Origin of the sequence: Streptomyces sp. NBC_01232, assembly GCF_035989885.1 — a bacterium.
Classification (GTDB): domain Bacteria; phylum Actinomycetota; class Actinomycetes; order Streptomycetales; family Streptomycetaceae; genus Streptomyces.
Genome location: NZ_CP108518.1, coordinates 5,659,990 through 5,678,759, shown reverse-complemented (window position 1 = coordinate 5,678,759; position 18,770 = coordinate 5,659,990). Strand labels below are relative to the sequence as shown.

18 protein-coding genes are annotated in these 18,770 nt (G+C 71.8%); 4 read left to right on the top strand and 14 right to left on the bottom strand.

Annotation, left to right across the window (positions count from 1 at the left end):
* Positions 1–51 precede the first annotated feature (51 nt).
* From OG444_RS26470 to OG444_RS26455, 4 genes are all read right to left on the bottom strand, one after another.
* Entirely contained in the window at positions 52–1,314 is a 1,263-nt protein-coding gene (locus OG444_RS26470) for a hypothetical protein (RefSeq protein WP_405790679.1), read from the bottom strand.
* A complete protein-coding gene (locus OG444_RS26465; RefSeq protein ID WP_327264510.1) occupies positions 1,304–1,891 on the bottom strand; it encodes a DUF6114 domain-containing protein in 588 nt (195 codons plus the stop codon). The genes OG444_RS26470 and OG444_RS26465 overlap by 11 nt, the downstream gene beginning before the upstream one ends.
* 105 nt (positions 1,892–1,996) lie before the next feature.
* Positions 1,997–2,638: a DUF6230 family protein gene (locus OG444_RS26460; protein WP_327264509.1), complete on the bottom strand. Its 642-nt coding sequence runs from the start codon at positions 2,636–2,638 to the stop codon at positions 1,997–1,999.
* A gap of 639 nt (positions 2,639–3,277) precedes the next feature.
* Positions 3,278–4,282: a tetratricopeptide repeat protein gene (locus OG444_RS26455; protein WP_327264508.1), complete on the bottom strand. Its 1,005-nt coding sequence runs from the start codon at positions 4,280–4,282 to the stop codon at positions 3,278–3,280.
* A gap of 252 nt (positions 4,283–4,534) precedes the next feature.
* On the opposite strand from OG444_RS26455, the gene OG444_RS26450 reads away from it, so the two are divergent.
* A complete protein-coding gene (locus OG444_RS26450; protein ID WP_327264507.1) occupies positions 4,535–5,155 on the top strand; it encodes a TetR/AcrR family transcriptional regulator in 621 nt (206 codons plus the stop codon).
* Between the two features lie 36 nt (positions 5,156–5,191).
* Here OG444_RS26450 and OG444_RS26445 read toward each other — a convergent pair whose 3' ends face one another.
* The 3 genes from OG444_RS26445 to OG444_RS26435 all read right to left on the bottom strand — a co-directional run bounded on the left by OG444_RS26445 (position 5,192) and on the right by OG444_RS26435 (position 7,803).
* Positions 5,192–5,587 (bottom strand): hypothetical protein, encoded by a 396-nt coding sequence (locus tag OG444_RS26445; protein WP_327264506.1) that lies wholly within the window; start codon positions 5,585–5,587, stop codon positions 5,192–5,194.
* A gap of 87 nt (positions 5,588–5,674) precedes the next feature.
* Positions 5,675–7,375 carry an acyl-CoA mutase large subunit family protein gene (locus OG444_RS26440; protein ID WP_327264505.1) on the bottom strand — a complete coding sequence of 567 codons (1,701 nt, stop codon included), beginning with the start codon at positions 7,373–7,375 and terminating at the stop codon, positions 5,675–5,677.
* A gap of 98 nt (positions 7,376–7,473) precedes the next feature.
* On the bottom strand, positions 7,474–7,803 hold the full coding sequence (locus OG444_RS26435) for a DUF3817 domain-containing protein (protein ID WP_327264504.1): 330 nt from the start codon (positions 7,801–7,803) through the stop codon (positions 7,474–7,476).
* Positions 7,804–7,964: 161 nt separating this feature from the next.
* On the opposite strand from OG444_RS26435, the gene OG444_RS26430 reads away from it, so the two are divergent.
* Positions 7,965–8,459 carry a hypothetical protein gene (locus OG444_RS26430; RefSeq protein ID WP_327264503.1) on the top strand — a complete coding sequence of 165 codons (495 nt, stop codon included), beginning with the start codon at positions 7,965–7,967 and terminating at the stop codon, positions 8,457–8,459.
* A gap of 160 nt (positions 8,460–8,619) precedes the next feature.
* Here the strand turns inward: OG444_RS26430 and OG444_RS26425 are convergent, their stop codons facing one another.
* Both OG444_RS26425 and OG444_RS26420 read right to left on the bottom strand, forming a co-directional pair.
* Positions 8,620–9,129 (bottom strand): MarR family winged helix-turn-helix transcriptional regulator, encoded by a 510-nt coding sequence (locus OG444_RS26425; RefSeq protein WP_327264502.1) that lies wholly within the window; start codon positions 9,127–9,129, stop codon positions 8,620–8,622.
* Positions 9,130–9,150: 21 nt separating this feature from the next.
* Positions 9,151–10,407, bottom strand: coding sequence for an MFS transporter (locus tag OG444_RS26420; protein WP_327264501.1), 1,257 nt, complete (start codon positions 10,405–10,407; stop codon positions 9,151–9,153).
* 94 nt (positions 10,408–10,501) lie between these two features.
* Between OG444_RS26420 and OG444_RS26415 the strand changes: the two genes are divergently transcribed.
* Together OG444_RS26415 and OG444_RS26410 are read left to right on the top strand one after the other, a co-directional pair.
* Positions 10,502–11,497 (top strand): ArsR/SmtB family transcription factor, encoded by a 996-nt coding sequence (locus OG444_RS26415; protein WP_327264500.1) that lies wholly within the window; start codon positions 10,502–10,504, stop codon positions 11,495–11,497.
* 133 nt (positions 11,498–11,630) lie between these two features.
* Positions 11,631–12,671 (top strand): glycoside hydrolase family 6 protein, encoded by a 1,041-nt coding sequence (locus OG444_RS26410; protein ID WP_327264499.1) that lies wholly within the window; start codon positions 11,631–11,633, stop codon positions 12,669–12,671.
* Positions 12,672–12,708: 37 nt separating this feature from the next.
* Here the strand turns inward: OG444_RS26410 and OG444_RS26405 are convergent, their stop codons facing one another.
* From OG444_RS26405 to OG444_RS26385, 5 genes are all read right to left on the bottom strand, one after another.
* Positions 12,709–14,688, bottom strand: coding sequence for a kelch motif-containing protein (locus tag OG444_RS26405; RefSeq protein ID WP_327264498.1), 1,980 nt, complete (start codon positions 14,686–14,688; stop codon positions 12,709–12,711).
* A gap of 2 nt (positions 14,689–14,690) precedes the next feature.
* Positions 14,691–16,460 carry a glycosyltransferase family 2 protein gene (locus OG444_RS26400; RefSeq protein WP_327264497.1) on the bottom strand — a complete coding sequence of 590 codons (1,770 nt, stop codon included), beginning with the start codon at positions 16,458–16,460 and terminating at the stop codon, positions 14,691–14,693.
* A gap of 160 nt (positions 16,461–16,620) precedes the next feature.
* Complete coding sequence (locus OG444_RS26395; RefSeq protein ID WP_327264496.1) at positions 16,621–17,250, bottom strand: TetR/AcrR family transcriptional regulator; 630 nt, start codon at positions 17,248–17,250, stop codon at positions 16,621–16,623.
* Positions 17,247–17,936: a DUF4166 domain-containing protein gene (locus OG444_RS26390; protein ID WP_327264495.1), complete on the bottom strand. Its 690-nt coding sequence runs from the start codon at positions 17,934–17,936 to the stop codon at positions 17,247–17,249. The genes OG444_RS26395 and OG444_RS26390 overlap by 4 nt, the downstream gene beginning before the upstream one ends.
* Positions 17,933–18,631 carry a hypothetical protein gene (locus tag OG444_RS26385; RefSeq protein WP_327266938.1) on the bottom strand — a complete coding sequence of 233 codons (699 nt, stop codon included), beginning with the start codon at positions 18,629–18,631 and terminating at the stop codon, positions 17,933–17,935. The genes OG444_RS26390 and OG444_RS26385 overlap by 4 nt, the downstream gene beginning before the upstream one ends.
* Positions 18,632–18,770: the final 139 nt, after the last annotated feature.

Below are 18,770 nucleotides of genomic sequence, written 5' to 3'. Positions count from 1 at the left end.
CAGTGATGCGGGGTGCCGCCCTCGGCGTTTTCGCGTGTGCCCGGTGCGGGACTACTCCGGCGGGCCGATGTAGTTCTTCAGGCCCGGCACCGTGAGGGTGCCGCCGAACTGGCCGGCCTGGACGACCTTGACGTCCGTGAAGAACGCGAAGGGGACGTTCAGGGGCGGCGGGCTGTTCGGGGTGAACTCGATCGGGATCAGACCGAACAGGTTCCCCTTGAGGCTCTCGGTGTACATCGTCACCGTGCCGCCGCGGATCTTGGACGTGGAGCCCGGACGCGACTTCAGGTGGGCGACGTTCCCCGACGTGCCGACCGTCTGGTACAGGTCCTTGATGTCCAGCGAGTCCGCCGTGAACTTCAGGACCTTCTTGGTCTTGCCGCTGCCCGTCTTCACCTCGACGATGCCGTGGTAGTCCAGGCCGTAGAGGGTCAGCAGGGAGCTGTCGAGGTACCAGGGCTCGTCCGGCAGGAGCGGGACGCCCTGCTCCAGTTCGGCGTCGGCCAGGGCCTTGGCGTCGTAGGTCGGGCACGGGAAGGGCTGCTTCCCGTCCGCGTCCTTCTTCTCCTCGTCCTTGGCCTTGTCCTCGTCCTTGGCCTTGTCGTCGGCCTCGCCCGTCTCGTCCTTGGGGTCCTTCTCGGTCTTCTTGACCTCGTCGGACAGTTCCTTGACGTCGACGCCGGCCTTCTTCGCCGCTTCGCGGATCGCGTCCGCGGCCGGGTCCGGAGCCGGGGTGGGCGTGGCGGTGCCGGAGGGGGTGGGCGTGGGCGTCGGGGTCGCCGTCGCCTTCGCGTCCTTGAGGGGCCTGCCGAGTTCGTCGACGAGGTCCTTGAGCTTGTCGCCGAGGCCCAGCGGGTCCAGCGGGTTCGTGGTCTTCGGCGTGTCCGCCGACGGCGTCGGGGCCGGAGCGGCCTCCTTCGTCGCCGCGGGCTTGGTCGCCGACGGGGACGGGCTCGGCTTCGACTTCGCGGACGCGGACGGCGAGGGCGTCGCACTGGGCGACGTACTCGGCGAGGGCGTCGTCGAAGGCGTGGGGGACGGGGACTTCGACTCGGTCTCCGCGGGTTCGTCGGACCGTGTCACACACGGGCCGGGCGCGAAGGGGATCTCCTTGTCGTCGGCGACCGCCAGCTTCGGCGCCATTCCCATCCCGACGAACACGGCCGTCGGCATCGCCGCGAGCGCCATCGTCTTGCCGACGGGTATCTGGATCTTGTTCAGCAGCGACTTCCTGGGCGCCGCGTGCCGCGGCCCCTTCACTACACGGGACCCTGCGCCTGGGGCCACGCCCCGCTGCGTCTCGTCACCCCGCACTGTTCCTCCCGCCATCGGCGTGGGCAGTCGTCTCGCTCGCGTATGCCGTCTCCGTGTCACGAGGACCCGGGATGTCCTGGGTTCCCATGTCCGCCGTCACGTCCGCCTTGCTCAGGGCGACCGGACCCGGGTGCTGTTCGGCCGTCGGCTCCTCGGTCTCCTCCGCCGGCTGACCCGGCGCCCAGGCCAGGGCGAGAGCGCCGCCGACCATGGAGAAGGTGAAGCCGATGAAGAAACCGCCGAGGTTGGACACCGGGATCGAGACCAGGGCGAGCAGGATCGCGGCCACGCCGGCGAAGACGCGGATGGTCTCCTGGAACCAGAGGGCCAGGCCCAGCGTGATCAGCAGTACACCGATGATCAGTGCGCCCGCGCCGCCCGTGGTGGCCATCGCGAGGCTGACGTTGCCCAGCCGGAGGTCCGCGTAAGGGAAGTAAGCGATCGGGAATCCACCGAGGAGCGTGAACAGCCCGGCCCAGAAGGGACGGCGACCGCGCCAGGCATGGAAGTGGTAATACGCCACGGTGGGCCAGGCGTCGTCTTCTGCGCGAACGTAAACCGGGGCCTGGGGGTTCATGGACAACAGCTCCCTGGAAACGGTGGTACGGAGAAATCTGTGGAGCCCGGAGGGGCGGCCGGCGACGGCTGCCGCCGCCCGCCCGTCCGGTCAAGCACCGGGACGTCAGTCCTTGATGTCCTGGTAGCACGGCTGGTCGCCGCCCATCAGGCGCAGCTTCAGGTTGGGCAGCTTGAAGGTGCCCGCCGTGGTGGCCCACGCCTTCTGCTTCACGTTCGTCAGGATGGCCCGGTCGGCGCGCTGCGAGAACGCGTACGGGCTGGCGACCGTGCCGGCCTGCGGCTTGGTCTTGTGGCTCGCGTCGCCGACCGCGACACCGATGTCCAGGTTGGTGAACTCGGCGTCGGTGTCGAGCTCGGCCACATCCAGGTAGATGTTGCTGGCCTCGGCCGGGGTGCCCTTGTGACCGGTCTTCAGCTGGAGCGTGATGGGGCCCAGCGGAGTCGGGGTGACCAGGGACTGGCACATGTTGGTGATCTTGGCGTTGCTGAACCCGGAGATGGTGACCGGGTGGTGCTGCGGGTTGCCCTTGAGGTCGTGCCCCTCGGCGATACCGCCGTACTGGATGAGGTTCTGACCATCGAGCTTGTCGGCCGAGACCTTGAAGTCCTGGCCGGAGACGCTGAACGACGCCGCGAGGGCGCCCTGCGCCAGACCCACACCGACCGCGGCCGTGGCCGCGATGCTCGGCACCATGACGAGCGCGAAGCGCTTCCATCTGGTCCCGCCACGAACCTGAGAACTCATTTCGTTCCTCCTTCTCGGACGTACATCTCCGGTCCGGGCCGTGCCCGTCCTGGGATGGGAGAAGTGCTACGTCCTCGGGAAGGAGCGCAGGCGGCCGGGCCGCGGCTGTGCCACGTCCGATTCACCGGCGATCACCCCCGAGCGACAACCACTGGGCCACGCGTTCGCGCAACCTGGAGGACAGGCCCCGCCGGTGTGGCAGAGACCCCCCTGTCCCACGGCCGGTGCCACTGCCACCGGCCGGCTCGGTGGGGACCCTTCACCGCGGCTCCGAGTGAGCGGCTCTGCGGGAAGGACCGAGCGTCGCCGATCGTGGTCCATTCCAGGCCGGGGCACAAGGGGGTTCGTTACTGGCGGGTAACGGCCAGATAACCTGAGTACGACCCCCCGCCGTCGGGCAGCAACACAGGGTGTCACCCAGGGCCACGACAGAACGGACGAATGCCGAACACACCGGACAGTTCACGGGGTTCGATTTACTGCGAGTAACAGTGGCCGCGATTACCAAGTTTTGGCAAAGCGCGGCCGCTGTTTATCTACCTGTCAACAAATCGCCGGTGGCCCGCCGATGCACGGGAGAGTCACCGCCACGGGCCCGGAGCGGCCCCGGAAGCGGTCCGGAGCCGGTCCCGAGCCGGTCTAGAAGAGCACCCGCGCGAGCGCCGTACGCGCCGCCGACACCCGCGGGTCGTCCGCACCGATGACCTCGAACAGCTCCAGCAGCCGAAGCCGTACGGCGTCCCGGTCCTCACCGAACGTGACCCGCACGGTGTCCACCAGACGTCCGAAGGCGTCCTCCACGTGACCGCCGACCAGGTCGAGGTCGGCCGCGGCGATCTGCGCCGCCGGGTCGCGCGGGTTCTCGGCCGCCGCGGCGCGCACCGCCTGCGGGTTCATGTGCTGGACCCGGGCGAGGAGCTCGGCCTGGGCCAGGCCGAGCTTGGCCTCGGTGTTGCCCGGGTCGTCCGCGAGTACGTTCTTGTACGCCTGGACCGCGCCGCCCAGGTCACCGGCGTCCAGTGCGACGACGGCCGCCTCCAGCAGCGCGTCGTACGGGCCGGCCGGAATCTCGTCCGTGGCCGAGGCGGCCGGAGCGGCCCCCTCCGCGTTCGGGTCCACCTCGAGGCCGATGATCCCGAAGCGCTCCTCGGCGACCTGCACCAGCTGGGCGAGGGTGTCGCGGATCTGCTGCTCGGGGGCCACACCCTGGAACAGCGGCAGCACCTGACCGGCGACCACGGCGAAGACGGCCGGGATGCCCTGGATCTGGAACTGCTGCATGAGCATCTGGTTGGCGTCGACGTCGACCTTGGCCAGCACGAGGCGGCCGTTCGCCTCCAGGGTCAGCCGCTCCAGCAGCGGGCTGAGCTGCTTGCACGGCTCGCACCACTCGGCCCAGAAGTCCAGGACGACCGGGACCTCGGCGGAGAGCTGGAGCACATCGCGTTCAAAACCGGCCTCGTCTACGTCGACGACGAGCGCGGACGGCGGCACGGCACCGGCGGACGGACCCGCCCCGCCTGCCTGACCCGCCTGGCGGGCCGCTTCGGCGCGGGCCTGCTCGGCCTTGGCCTTGGCCTCGCCGGCCGCCTTCACCGCGGCGAGGTCGACGACGCCGCTCATGGACATGTTTCTGGGCTGCATGCGTACATCCTCCCCCGTGTGCGCGCGCCGACGAAAAAGATCGCGTGAATTGGCCGTGGTGCCGCCGTACTGACGCGATCGTGATGCTGAACGGCGCCGGGTCCCCACCTGGCGCCTGTAGCCCTTCGCGTGGTTGTCGCTCTTACGCTACGAGCCGTAGCGTAACTCCCCCGAAGGCCCGCCGCTCCCCTTCTCCGCCCGTGATCTGAACCACAGCGGCCGGTCCGGCTACCGACGGGTATGGTCTCGGCCATGCGCAACCCCAGCCCCGGCCGCACCGGTCGTCCCCGCAGTGCCGCCGCGGACGCCGCGATCCTCGCCGCGACCCGGGACGCACTGGTCGAGCTGGGCTGGTCGAAGCTGACGATGGGGGACGTCTCCGCCCGCGCGGGAGTCGCCAAGACCACCCTCTACCGACGCTGGGCGGGCAAGAACGAGCTGGTCGTGGACGCGGTCGCGGAGCTCTTCGACGCACTCGAACTCCCGGACCGCGGCTCCCTGGAAGCGGACATCGAGTACGTGGTGCTGCAGTTCGCGGAGCTGCTGCGGCGCCCGGAGGCCCGTACCGCGCTGATGGCGGTCGTCGCCGAGTCCACCCGGGACGAGGCGCTGCGTGACCGGATCCGGTCGGCGATCGTGGACAGGCAGAAACGTCTCGTCGTTCTGGGCCGCGAACGGGCCCAGGCCCGCGGCGAACTCCCGTACGAGGAGGACGACTCCCTCGCGGGCCGCACCACGGACCTGATCTTCGATGTGATCGCGGGCACGGTGGTGCACCGCGCCCTGGTGAGCTCCGAGCCGGTGGACGAGCTCTGGGTGGCCACGTTCACGGCCCTCCTGATGCACGGCCTCCAGGGCCCGGCCGCGGTCTGACCCCACGGCCGCCGCTCCCGGAACGCGGACGGCCGGTCAGGGCGCCGGCCGGGGTTTCCCGGGCCAGTTCACCCGGATCCCCCGGCCCCGGTCCTCGGGCGGCTCCCCCAGACCGGCGGCCGCGAGCGCCGCCAGCCCGGCGTACCGGCCGGCGAGCCGGTAGCCGGAATCGCGGGAGTCGACCTCGTGGAAGCCGCCGTCGGTGAGGACCACGACGGCCGCCACCCCGCCCAGCCCCTCCCGGATCCCCTCCCACACCGCGGGCAGGAACTCGTGCGGGAGCCGGCGGTCGGCCACGGTGTGCCGGAACTCCGATTCCCCGTCGGGGCCGGGCGGCTCGAAGTCGGCCACGATGTACGCGTACGGACCGCAGCCGGTCTGCATCGCCACACGGGCGCTGACACCGGGCACGGAAACAGGAAGGCCGGTCATGGCGCCACCGTACGGGCGCCACGACCGGCCCTGCACACCCTTCCGGCGGACGCGCTCCGGTCCGATCCGCGAGCGGTCCAGGACGGGCTAGAAGCCGGGCGGCTCCGTGTAGGTGCCCCACTCGTCGCGCAGGATGTTGCAGATCTCGCCCATCGTGGCCTCGGCCCGCACCGCGTCCAGCATGGCCGGGATCATGTTCGACCCGTCCCGGGCGGCGTCCAGCATGGCCTTCAGCGCGGCGTCGACCTTCGTGTCGTCGCGCCGTCCCTTGCGGGCCGCCAGCTCCCGTACCTGGACGGTCTCGACCTCGTGGCTGACCCGGAGGATCTCCAGGTCGCCGGTGACCGACCCGTGGTGCACGTTGACGCCGACGACGCGCTTGTCGCCCTTCTCCAGGGACCGCTGGTACTGGAAGGCCGACTCGGCGATCTCCCCGGTGAACCAGCCGTCCTCGATGCCGCGCAGGATGCCCGAGGTGATCGGCCCGATGGGGTGCTGCCCGTCGGGGTGGGCGCGCAGGCCGCGCTCCTTGATCTGGTCGAAGATCTTCTCGGCCTCGGCCTCGATGCGGTCGGTGAGCTGCTCCACGAACCAGGAACCGCCCAGCGGGTCCGCGACGTTGGCGACGCCGGTCTCCTCCATCAGCACCTGCTGGGTGCGCAGGGCGATCTCGGCCGCCTGCTCGCTCGGCAGGGCGAGGGTCTCGTCCAGGGCGTTGGTGTGCAGGGAGTTGGTGCCGCCGAGCACGGCCGCGAGGGCCTCCACGGCGGTGCGCACGACGTTGTTGTACGGCTGCTGCGCCGTCAGCGAGACGCCGGCGGTCTGGGTGTGGAAGCGCAGCCACATGGACTTCTCGCTCTTCGCCCCGTAGACCTCCTTCATCCAGCGGGCCCAGATCCGGCGCGCGGCGCGGAACTTGGCGATCTCCTCGAAGAAGTCGAGGTGCGCGTCGAAGAAGAAGGACAGGCCGGGCGCGAAGGCGTCGACGTCCATCCCGCGCGAGAGACCGAGCTCCACGTAGCCGAAGCCGTCGGCGAGGGTGTACGCGAGCTCCTGCGCGGCCGTGGCCCCGGCCTCGCGGATGTGGTAGCCGGAGACGGACAGCGGCTTGTAGGCCGGGATGCCCTTCGTGCAGTACTCCATGAGGTCGCCGATGAGGCGCAGGTGCGGCTCGGGTTCGAAGAGCCACTCCTTCTGGGCGATGTACTCCTTGAAGATGTCCGTCTGGAGCGTGCCGTTGAGGACGGCGGGGTCCACGCCCTGCCGCTCGGCGGCGACCAGGTACATGCAGAAGGCGGGCACGGCCGGCCCGGAGATCGTCATCGAGGTCGTGACGTCGCCGAGCGGGATGTCCTTGAAGAGGACCTCCATGTCGGCGGCGGAGTCGATGGCGACGCCGCAGTGGCCCACCTCGCCGAGCGAGCGCGGGTCGTCGGAGTCGCGCCCCATGAGGGTCGGCATGTCGAAGGCGACGGAGAGCCCGCCGCCGCCGGCGGCCAGGATCATCTTGTAGCGCTCGTTGGTCTGCTCGGCGTTGCCGAAGCCGGCGAACTGCCGGATGGTCCAGGTCCGCCCCCGGTAGCCGGTGGCGTGGAGTCCTCGGGTGTACGGGTACTCACCCGGCCACCCGATGCGCTCGAAGCCCTCGTACGCGTCGCCGGGCCGGGGCCCGTAGACCGGCTCGACCTCGTCGCCGGAGAGCGTGGTGAAGTCTGCCTCGCGCTTGCGGGCCTTGTCATAACGGGCCTGCCAGCGACGGCGGCCTTCCTCGATGGCGTCAGCGTCCATACCCATGAATTTACTAGGACGTCCTAGTAAATGTCGATGGCAAACCCCCGGGGAGTCGCCCCGGGGGTGAGTGACGCTCGCCTCGTACGAGGCCCCGGTCAGGCCTTGGCGGTGGCGAGCGAGTCGTCGACCAGCGGCTCGATCTCGGCGCGGACCTTGCGCTCGACGAAGAAGGCGGCCAGCGGAATCGTTCCGCTGAGCATGACCCAGAGCATCTTGCCGAAGGGCCACCTGGCCTTGGAGCTCAGGTCGAGGGCGAAGGCCAGGTAGATCATGAAGAGCACACCGTGGGCCTGCGAGACCACGAAGGTCAGGTCGGCGCCGGTGTCGAAGCCGTACTTCGCCACCATGCAGGCACAGAGGATCAGGAGCATGACCGCGGTCACGTAGGCCATGGCGCGGTAGCGGGTCAGCACGCTTCGTTTCATGCGGACGAGCCTAGCCGTCCGTTTTGCTCGATCTTGACGCGGCCCCGGGCGGGGCCGGGCCCCCGCAGCCCGGGCGCGTTCCGTGCTGACGCTCCTCTTAGGGGTGCAGCGGCGACAGTGGGGTGAGCGGACGCTCGTCATGCCATGAGGGGGAAGTGCCGGTGCCGATCCGAGTCCGGGGCCGCGTCGTGGCCGGCGCCGAGGACGCTGCCGCGACCGGGGCCGGGCACGACGGGCGGCTGCCGCACGGCCGGCCTTCGCCGCGGCGGCGGCCCGTGACCCGCCTGCGCCTCACGTGCGTCTACGGCGGGGTGTTCATGACGGCCGGGACGGTCCTGCTGGCCGTGGTGCACCTGCTGGCGGGGCAGGCCGTGAGCCGGGGCAGCGAGCCGGTCCTGAACATGGGTCCCGGCACCTCGGTCGTCCTGGTGACCACCGCCTGTCCGCCGCCCCGGGACACCGCGCCGGCCGCCCCCTGTCCGGCGCCTCGGCGCCAGCAGCCCCGGGACCCCCTGATGGCGTCCACCCTGCTGATCCTCGCCGCTCTCGGCCCGCTGTCGATCGCCGCGGGGTACGTGACGGCCGGATGCGCCCTGTCGCCGGTCCGGCGGATGACGCTCGACGCCCGCCGGGCCTGCCGGCAGAACGCCCCCTAAGGGCTGTCCCGTAGTCCGCGGTGGGTCAGCGCACGGCGTCAGATGCGGTGCATCGCAAGGCGGAGGGTCGTACTCATACCGGGCACATTCGGGCGATCCGACAACGCAGCGAGGTGCCGTAGCTGGCGTCGTGCGCCCGCCGGGGGCTGCGGGACAGCCCTTAGGCTTCGTCGAAGTCCGCGGCGGCCACGCGCAAGGGGCGCAGCAGTGCGAAGATCTCGCCGCACTCCTCGGCGTCGTACGCCCCGAGGCCGAATTCGACGGCCATCAGGTCCTTCGTCGCCGCCTCGACGACCTCGCGGCCCTTGTCGGTGATGGAGGCGAGGGTGCCCCGGCCGTCGTTCGGGTTGGGCCGCTTGGCGACCAGCCCCGACTTCACCAGCCGGTCCACGGTGTTGGTCACCGAGGTCGGGTGCACCATCAGCCGCTCGCCTATCTTCGACATCGGCAGTTCGCCGGCCTTGGAGAAGGTGAGCAGCACCAGCGCCTCGTACCGGGCGAAGGTCAGCCCGTACGGCTTGACGACCGCGTCGACCTCACCGAGGAGGATCTGGTGCGCGCGCATGATCGAGGTGATCGCGGCCATCGAGGGCACGGGTCCCCAGCGCTGCTGCCAGAGCTCGTCGGCGCGGGCGATGGGGTCGAAGGGAAGGCTGAGCGGCTTGGGCACGCCTGTGACCCTACCGGGAGGTCACTTCACGGCGGGGGCCGTCTCACGCCTCAGTCGTTCCTCCTGCCGGACTGCGGACCGGAGTTCGGCCAGGAGCAGCAGGACGACCCCCGTACCGAGGACCGCGGCGCCGGTGACGACCTGGTGCACCGGAAGGAATTCGGCGGCGAGGCCGGCCAGGGCCATGCCGACCCCCTGGAGGGTCATCAGGCCGGTGCTGAGCAGGGTCATCGCCCGCCCGCGCAGCTCGTCGGGAACGGCGTCGACGTACCACTGGTCCAGCCCGAGGGTGTAGGCGTGGGCCAGCCCGGCGAGCAGCAGCGCGGCGAGGACGACGGGCAGGCCCGGCCGGAGCGCGAAGAGCAGGAGCGGCAGCAGACCGGCGGCGGCGAGCGGGGCCACGATCCGTGAGCGCGTCCGGGCGCTGAGGGCCGAGCCGGCCCAGAGTTCCGCGGCGATGGTGCCGACGGGCATGGCGCACATCATCAGGCCCAGGGCGGCGGTGCCGGCGCCGATGCCGTCGGCGTACGGCGCGAGCAGCGCCTCGGGCACGACGAGGAAGAGGGGCGGCAGCCAGAACAGCAGCATCAGTGCCCGCAGCCGGCGCCGGCCGAGGACGGCGCGCAGTCCGGCGAGCGGGGAGGTACGGGTTCCGGTGCGGGCGGGGCGGCTGAGCGTGCCCAGCCGGAGCAGGAGCGCGGAGCCGAGGAACCCGGCCGCGGTCAGGGCGATGGCCCCGCGCGGTGCGACGAAGGTGAGCAGCAGCCCGCCGAGGCCGAAGCCGATGAGCTGGGCGCTCTGGGCCACCATGCGCAGCAGCGAGCGGCCCAGGACGAAGGCGTCGCCGACGCCGAGGATGTCGGAGAGGGAGGCGTTGCGCGTGCCCTGGAACAGCGGTGCGACGAAGGCCATCGCGCAGCGCAGTACGAGGAGCACGGCGACGGGCGTGCCCGGCAGCACCATGGCAGTCGCGCAGAGCGCGCAGATCAGGTCGCACGCCACGAGGACCCGGCGGGCGGGGTGGCGGTCGGCGATCCCGGCGAGCAGGGTGCCGCCGAGGACGTACGGCAGGAAGCCGAGGGCGAAGGTGAGCGCGCTCATCAGGGGCGAGCCCGTGGCGCGGTAGACGAGGACGGACAGCGAGATCTCGGCGACCACGAGACCCAGTACGGACAGCAGGTGGGCGGCGAAGACGGTCCGGAACTCCCGGACCAGGAACACGGAGCGGTAGCCCGGTGGCGGTGCGGACGGCCCGGGCGCCTTGGTGTCGGCTGGCATGGGCCCAGCGTCGCGGCCCCGGATCCGGCTCCCCAGAGATTCGTCCCTGGCCGAATGTTGAGGCAGAGTGCGATGCGTCGAGGGAAGGACCGGGATGGGACTGCACCACTACTTCGGGCACGAGGACCTGCTGCGGTGCCGGTTCGCGCTGTCGCCCGCGTGGGAGACGCAGGAGGCGGTCCGCACCCTCAGCCGGCCCGACCGGCTGGGCTACCACCTGCCCTGGCTGCGGCGGAACCGGGATGCGGTCGACGGGCTGGACCTGCGGCCGCTGTGGCTGCTCATGCCGAACCGGGGGCACAGTACGGACTTCATCAGCCCGCCGCCGAGCGGGCCCGGGGTGTCCTTCGAGGAGGAGCTCGCGCTGATCCGCGGGACGGATCCGGCCGCGGCGCGCGAGGACATGCGCAAGTCCCTGGCCTGTACGCCGGGCGCCCTGGACAGCGACCTGGGCCGGGCCCTGCTCGCCGATCCGGCGCGGGCCGTGCACGACCTGGCCGACCTGATGGAGCGGGTCTGGCGCCTGCTGATCGAGCCTCACTGGCCGCGGCTGCGGGCCCTGCTGGAGGCGGACGTCCTCTTCCACTCGCGACGCCTCGCCGCCGGGGGGCTCCAGTCGCTCTTCGACGGTCTGCACCCGGGCCTCGCCTGGGACCCCGCCTCCCTCACCCTGACCATCGAGCGGCCCAGTCACCACGAGCGGGTCCTGGGCGGCCAGGGACTGCTCCTGATGCCGAGCGCCTTCATCTGGCCGGGCATCGCGGGCGGCTTCGACCCGCCCTGGCAGCCGACCATCGTCTACCCGGCCCGCGGCATCGGCGCACTGTGGACCCCGGCGCAGGAGAACACCCCCGACGCGCTCGTCCGGCTGCTGGGCCGGGCCCGGGCCGAGGTGCTGTGCGCGCTGGAGGAGCCGGCCTCCACCACGGCGCTGGCCCACCGGCTCGGCCTCGCCCCGTCGACCGTCTCGGCCCATCTGAAGGTGCTGCACGCGGCGGGACTGCTCTTCTCCGCCCGCCACGGCCACCAGGTCCGCTACGAGCGCACCCCGCTGGCGATCGCGCTCACCACGGGTGAGCCGGCCCGCTGAACCCGGCCCGACCGGCCCCGGCCCACGCCCAATGCTCCTCGTACGGTGTCGCACAGCCGCGCCACCTGTCCAACATGTCACCATATTGCGGTATCCCGGTCCGCTGCCCGACCCTTCGTCCCGAGGAAGCCGGATGCCCCCCGCCGCTCGCAGGCCGCGTTTTCGAACCCCCGCCCCCGTCCTCGGCCTCCTCCTGCTCCTCGCGGCGACCCCCGCGTGCAGCGGGTCGGCCACACCGGGCCCCGGGACCCCCGCGGCCACGCCCCGGGCCCCCTCCCCCATCGTCGCGGCCGAGGAGTCCCCGTTCTGGGTGGACCCGCACAGCGACGCCGCCCGGCAGGTCGCGGCCTGGGAGACGGCGGGCCGCAACGGCGACGCCCAGGTGCTCCGCAGGATCGCGGACCGCCCGCTCACCCTGTGGGGGCCGGGCGACGACCCCGGCCCCGAGATCCGCCGCGCCCGGACCGGGGCAAGGGCCACCGGGCGGACCCTGCTGCTCGCCGCGTACAACATCCCCCACCGGGACTGCGGGCAGCACTCGGCCGGCGGCGCCCCGGACGCCCGGGCCTACCGCAGCTGGATCGGCGCCTTCGCGGACAACATCGAGGACACCAAGGCCGTCGTCATCCTGGAGCCGGACGCCATCGCGCACGTCATCGACGGCTGCACCCCGCCCGAGCACCACGCCGAGCGCTACCAGCTCCTCTCCGAGGCCGTGGACCGGCTGAAGAAGAACCGGAACACCAAGGTCTACCTGGACGCCGGCAATCCGGCCTGGATCCCCAACCCGATGGACCTCGTCGAGCCCCTCTTCAAGGCGGGCCTCGCCCGCGCCGACGGCTTCGCCCTCAACGTCTCCAACTTCCAGCCCGACGCGGCCGCCCGGGCCTACGGCGCCAGGATCTCCAAGGGCGCGAGCGGCAAGCACTTCGTCATCGACACCAGCCGCAACGGCGACGGGCCGCTGGCCGGCGACCGCGGGCAGGCCTGGTGCAATCCGCCGGGCCGCGCCCTCGGGACCCCGCCGACCGACCGGACGGGCGACCCGCTCGTCGACGCGTACCTCTGGGTCAAGCGGCCCGGCGAGTCCGACGGGACCTGCCGCGGCGGTCCGACGGCCGGCACCTGGTGGCCGGACTACGCCCTCGGGCTGGCCCGCCGCGCCAGGGAATGACGCGGAACCCGCCGTGCCGCCGCCTCGTCCCGTCCCCCTACGGGGTGTCCGCCGGCTGCGGGGCCTTCACATGGAGCCACTTCGCCACCGAGGGCGTGCCGTCCGCGTCCGTCACGAACAGCATGTACCGGCCCGGCGGGACCAGCGTCGGGTCCCGCGGCACCTCGACCGTGACCGAGTCGTCCGTCCGGGTCAGCCCGAGTTCGATCGAGCGCTGCTCCACGTCCGTGGTGTGCGTGACCGCGCTCGGCCGCATCAGGCGGGCCCGCTCGATCCGCTCGGGGTGCGCCGTGGCGAAGGTGGCCCGGCCGTTCTCGTCGGGCTCCTCGGGCCCCGCGCCCAGTACCGGCCGCAGCCCGGGGTCCCGGTAGAGGTACGGCGGCGTGTACACCTCCAGCCGGTGCTCGAACTTGCCGAGCCGGGTGTTGTCCTTGTCGGCGAAGAGCGGGTCCGAGCCGAAGGTGGCCACCCGGCCGTCGGGCAGCAGCAGCGCCTCCGAGTGGTAGTTGCGGCCCACGACCGGATCGGCGGCGGCCGCGAAGGAGTCGGTGCGCGGGTAGTAGAACTGCGCCTTGAGGATGTCGCTGGCGCCCCGGCCGCGGTAGTCGGCCGAACCGCCGGTGGTGAAGACCGAGTCGTCCGGCAGCAGCACGCTGCTCAGGTAGCGGGTGGCGCGCGGCAGCCGCGCCGAGGACCGGAAGACGGGGTTCTCCTCCTTCAGGTCCACGATCGCGGTCCGGCTGGACGAGAGCCTGGACTCACCGACCCCGCCGCCGCCGAGGACCATCACCTTCTGGTCCTGGGCGGGCGGCAGCAGGAGCGAGGAGGAGGTTTCCATCCGGTCCGGCTCGGCCAGCCCGCCCACCTTCTTGAACTCGTTGGTCGCGAGGTCCCACACGCCCGGCTCGCGGCCCTTGGTCTTCGGACCGTAGCCCGCGTTGGAGCCGGTGTAGAGGAGCTTGCCGCCCTGCATGAGGAAGAGCGCGGGATAGGTCGGGAAGTAGTGGAAGGGAGCCTTCGACCACTTCTTCGTCCGCGGGTCGTAGTACTCGTTGTCGCCGGGCACCACGTCGCCGACGTCGTTGAGCCCGGACACCGCGAGCACCCGCCCGTCCGCCAGGGTCACCAGCGTCGGATACCAGCGGGCGTCCCTCATCGGATCGACGCGGAGGTACTTCTCCGCGACCGGGTCGAACTCGTAGGCCGATTTGATGCCCTGGAAGTCCTGCTTGTCGGCGCTCAGCCGCTCCGCGAGCCCGTAGACGTTGTGGGCGTCCCTTCCCGTCAGCCCGACCACCTCGTACTGCGCGGCCTCCGTCGTCAGCCCCTCGGCGCCGGATTTCACCGCCTCCACGAAGACCCGGGACTCGGCGGCCACCACCGTGGTCCGCCACGGCACGACCTGGCCGCCGCGCCCGTAGGTGATCTCGAACTTCTTCTTCGCCTTCGCCACGACGACGTCGAACTTCGCCTCGTACTCCACCCCGGACGGGGACCGGAACCGGGTGCCCTTGCGCAGCTTGACGGCCTTGTCCGGGTTCTCGTTCTTGACCCGCATCCGGCCGCCCGCCCGGGTGACCTTCCCGTCGAGCACCTCGTAGCGGGCGGTGCCGCCGGCCACCAGCAGCCGTCCGTCGGGGAGCTGGCTGTGCCCGGCGCAGAAGAAGTCCTCGGGCGTCGGGATCTTCTTGAAGCTGTCGTCCTTCGGGTCCCACAGGACGGTGTCGAAGGTGCCCTTGTCGAAGTTCTTCTGGTTGTTGCCGCTGCCGGCGATGAGCAGCACCTTGCCCGTGTGCAGCAGGGCGGCGTGCATGGCGTTGATCCGGTACTCGTCGGGGAGTCCGACGAGGTCCCACGAGCCGTACTGGATCCGGTAGCTGGGCTGCCCGATCTTGTACGAGTGGTACCGGTCCTCGGCGAAGGAGATCGCGGCGGGCGCGTTGAGAGCGATCAGCACCAGCGCGGCGCCGGCGCCCAGGGCGGTCTTCTTGAGCTTCTTCGACGGCTGGTAGGCCATGTTCAGTTCCCTCCTGTCGCCCGGACGTACGCCGGCTCCTCACCCGGCTCGGACCCTCCGTCCGCCCCGCCCCCGGATCCCGCCCGGCCGCGCGTCACGCACCACACGACGAGCGGGGCGAGTGCGATGGCCAGCGCCAGCACCGCCCAGACCCTCATGGCGACGTGCGTGTGGTCGAGGACGACGGATGCCAGCAGCGAGAGGACCAGGACGGCGGCCCAGAAGAGGTGGATGCGGAAGGTCGCCAGCCGGTCGGGGCTCGCGTCCCCGCCCTTGGGGGTGACGACGAAACGGCCCTCGGTGCGCAGCACCGCGGAGCCGAGGGACCTGAGGTAGACGGGCGCGCAGACGGCGGACATCGCCATGCCCGCGACGCCGCCGGAGCCCTCCGGTTCGTGGGGCGAGACGTTGTGGCGGCGGTTCCACAGGTAGAGGCCCACCTGGAGGGCTGCCGCGTCGGCGTAGAGCATCAGCCAGACCTTGGAGGAGACCTGGGTGCCGGAGGCGCCGAACCACAGGAACAGGACGCAGCTGAGGATGCCGAGCAGCCAGTTCACCGCGGTCATCGGGTAGTAGACGAGCATCAGCGTGTAGTTGAGCCGGCGGCCGGCGGGCATGGTGAGGAGGCTCTTGCCGTACTGCCTGAACAGGGTCTCGTAGGTGCCCCGCGACCAGCGCAGCTGCTGGGTGAAGAGGTCGGTCCAGGAGGCGGGGCCCTCTCCGACGGCCAGCACGTCGGGGGTGTAGACGGAGCGCCAGAACCGGCCGGTGGCAGGGTTGCGGCTGCGGTGCAGCTCGAAGCCGGTGGCCATGTCCTCGGTGATGGAGTCGTAGAGTCCGCCGACCTGGCGCAGGGCGCTGATCCGTACGGCGTTGTTGGTGCCGACGAACATGGGGGCGCCGTACCGGTTGCCGGCGCGCTGGATCAGGGCGTGGAAGAGGTACTGCTGGGACTCGGCGGCCTTGGTGACGGCTTCGGTGTAGTTGCCGTAGACCTGCGGGCCGACGACGAAGGCGACATCGGGGTCGCGGAAGTAGCCGAGCATCCGCTCCAGGTAGTTCGCGAGCGGTACGTGGTCGGTGTCGACGGAGGCGAAGAACTCGTAGTCGTCGCCGTGCCGCGCCAGCCAGGAGTTGTAGTTGCCGTGCTTGGTCCGTGCCCGGTGGGCGCCCCTGGCCGTGTTCCACTCGGGCACGCCCTTGCGGGTGAAGTGCCGTACGCCGAGCTTCGCGCACAGCTGCCTGGCCTCGGGGTCGTCGCCCTCGTCCAGCAGCCATACGTCCAGCGGCCCGTCGTGCCTGATGCGCCGCGCGCCCAGGAGGGTCGCCCGCACCATGGCGAGCGGCTCCTTGCCGGGGACATAGGTGGTCAGGAACGCGACGCGGGTGCCGGGCTCGGCCGGTACGGGGACGGGGTCGCGGGCGACCATCGTGGCGTGGGCGATCGACACCACGTTGACCAGGGTGAACAGCATGATCAGCGCGAGCGAGCAGAGCATCGCGGCGTCGCAGACGATCAGCCAGCGGGCGGCGCCCTCCCGGACGGTCCAGTGGGTGGGCCACACGAGGTAGAGGAGCAGGCCGGCCGCGGCCACCGGGGCGAGCGTCATGAGGGCGATCGCCCGTATTCGGGTACTGACCTCCTCGCGCGAGAGCAGGGAGCGGTACGCCACGTGGTGGACGCCGTCGGGGCCGGGCGCCGGATCGGCGAACGGACCGGCGAGGCGGCTGTGTGTCTCGTAGTCGAAGCCTTCCGGCACGGTCCCTGCCACGGTCCCTCCCGGTGCTCGGTCCCCGAGGCCTTCACCCCACGAAAGGCGACGGACCGGGGCGTGTCGAACGGGGATCGGCCGTCCGGGCGAATCCTCGTCCGGGTCGGGGCACAGGGCCGTACGGGTGACGCGCGCCGCCGGCCGGGGCGGCGCGGGCGGGTCAGCGGGTGCCGCGCCGCAGGCCGTGGCGCACCACGCGCTGGCTGAGGGAGCCCAGGCCCTCCAGCACGGCGGCGAGCCCGGCGAGCTGCTCCAGGGCGTCGAGCGCGCTGCCGGCGCCCTGCGGGTCCACCCCTTCGTACAGCTCGATGCCGATGAAGGAGGCGGCCGTGGCCCGGGCGAGGCCCGCCGGGTCGGCGTACCCGGCCAGCGGGGTCGCCGCCAGCAGCCGGGTGAGGACCTTCTCCAGCTCCGCGATCCACAGGCCGAGCCCGTCGGCGGTGGCGGCGGCGAGGGTGGGCGAGTTCTGCCCGGCGGCCAGCAGCTGCCCGAGCATGGCGACGTTCCCGGCGGTCCGTTCCTCCTCGTGCATCGCGCGGGCGAACTCCAGCAGTTCGGCGAGGCTGCCCAGCTCGGCGAGGCGTTCGCGGTAGCGGGCCACCCGCTGCTCGGCTCCGGACCGGCAGGCCGCGGCGAGCAGCTCGTCCACGGAGCCGAAGTGGTAGAAGATCAGGCCCTGCCCCACGCCGGCGGTGGCCGCGATGGTGCGGGCGGAGGCTTTGGCGATGCCCTGTTCGACCAGGGTGCGCAGGGCTCCTTCGAGGAGCTTGTCCCTGGTGGCGGCGCTCATGCCCGGACCTCCTCGCGGACGGGCCGCAGGTCGCCGCAGAGTCCGGTCGCCCACCGGTCGCGGGCGTCGACGTACTCCGCGGTGAAGGAGCCCTCATACCCGAAGAGCGGTCCGAAGCGGCGGTTGACCACCCGCACCCGGATCCGGAACCGGCCGGTGGCCTCGTCGAAGGACTCGCGGACCTCGGCCTCGCCGCCGATGAGGTCGGGGACGCGGACGTCGAGGGGGCCCTCGCGGAAGCGGTGTTCACCGGACCGGATGAGCAGCGAGCCGTCGGGCTCGGCGCTCATGTGGAGGTCGCTGGCGAGGTGCTGGTGCGTGCCGAGGTAGTCGAGGACGCAGTCGCGCTCGGGGCTGTGGACCATCGTGGCGTCGAACCGATGGGGTCCGCCGGGCAGCCGGAAGGTCCGTACGAAGGTGACGGTCTCGCGTCCGAAGGAGTCGAGGTAGGGGAGGTTCTCGATGACGAAGGGGACGTCGCGCCCCTCGCGCGGCACCAGGATGTTGCGCATGCCGCCGAGCCGCAGGAAGGGCTTCACATAGCCGGGGCCGTGCCAGATCCGATCCATGGTGCCGCGGCCGATGCAGCCCTCGCCGCTCGTCAGCCCGACCGAGAAGCGGCGCTGGATCTGCGGGTGCAGACGGTCGAAGTCGGCGCCCATGTGGGCCCGGAAGATCGAGGTCATGACGGCTCCAGGGTGCTGAGCAGGCGGGGCGCGGTGGCGGAGGTGCGGCCCGGCGGGGTGCGCAGGCAGCGGCGGGCGGCCGGGGTACCGGGCAGCGGGGGCAGCAGCAGGGCGGCGGCCAGGACGAACAGGGCGGCCACCGGCGGCGCGTACACCAGGGCGGCCGCGCACAGCAGGGCGCGCAGGGCGCTCTCGCCGATCGCACGGGCGAGGGCGAGGCCCGGGGTGGTCCCGCGCTCGCACCACAGCCGCAGCCGGTCGAAGGACCAGGCGGTGGCCCAGCCCATGAGCGGGCGCAGCACCAGGCGGTCGGCGAGAGCGCCGAACCGGCCCCAGCGCGGGCGGTAGTCGTAGCCGGTGAGGAAGCGGATGCCGTCGGGGCCGGGGACGTAGCGCCAGTACCCGCTGCCCTTGGCGAGCAGCGAGAGGGGGTGCTCCGAGGCGAACCGCAGGGCGGAGACCCGGGTTCCGTCGTCCCGGTGCCGTTCGCCCGCGGAGATCCCGGTCCCGTCGACGGAGAGGAACGGCAGCACGCGGGTGGCGTACCGGAACCGCTGGGGTTCGCCCTCGGCGCGCGGCAGGTAGCCGATGGAGGTGAACCGCAGGTCCCACCGCTGGTGCTGCGCAGGGTCCTGGCTGCGTTCCCAGAGCTCGTCCATCCCGGCGCGGATCACCGTCTCGACGTACAGGCCCATCGTCACCCCCCGTTCCACGTGTTGAGCGATCGCTCAAACGGCACCTTAAGGGAAGTTGAGCGATCGCTCAAACCACGCCCGCCGGGCCGGTCCGGCCACGCCCCGGATCCCCCGGGGCACGCGAAAGCGCCCCCGGCCG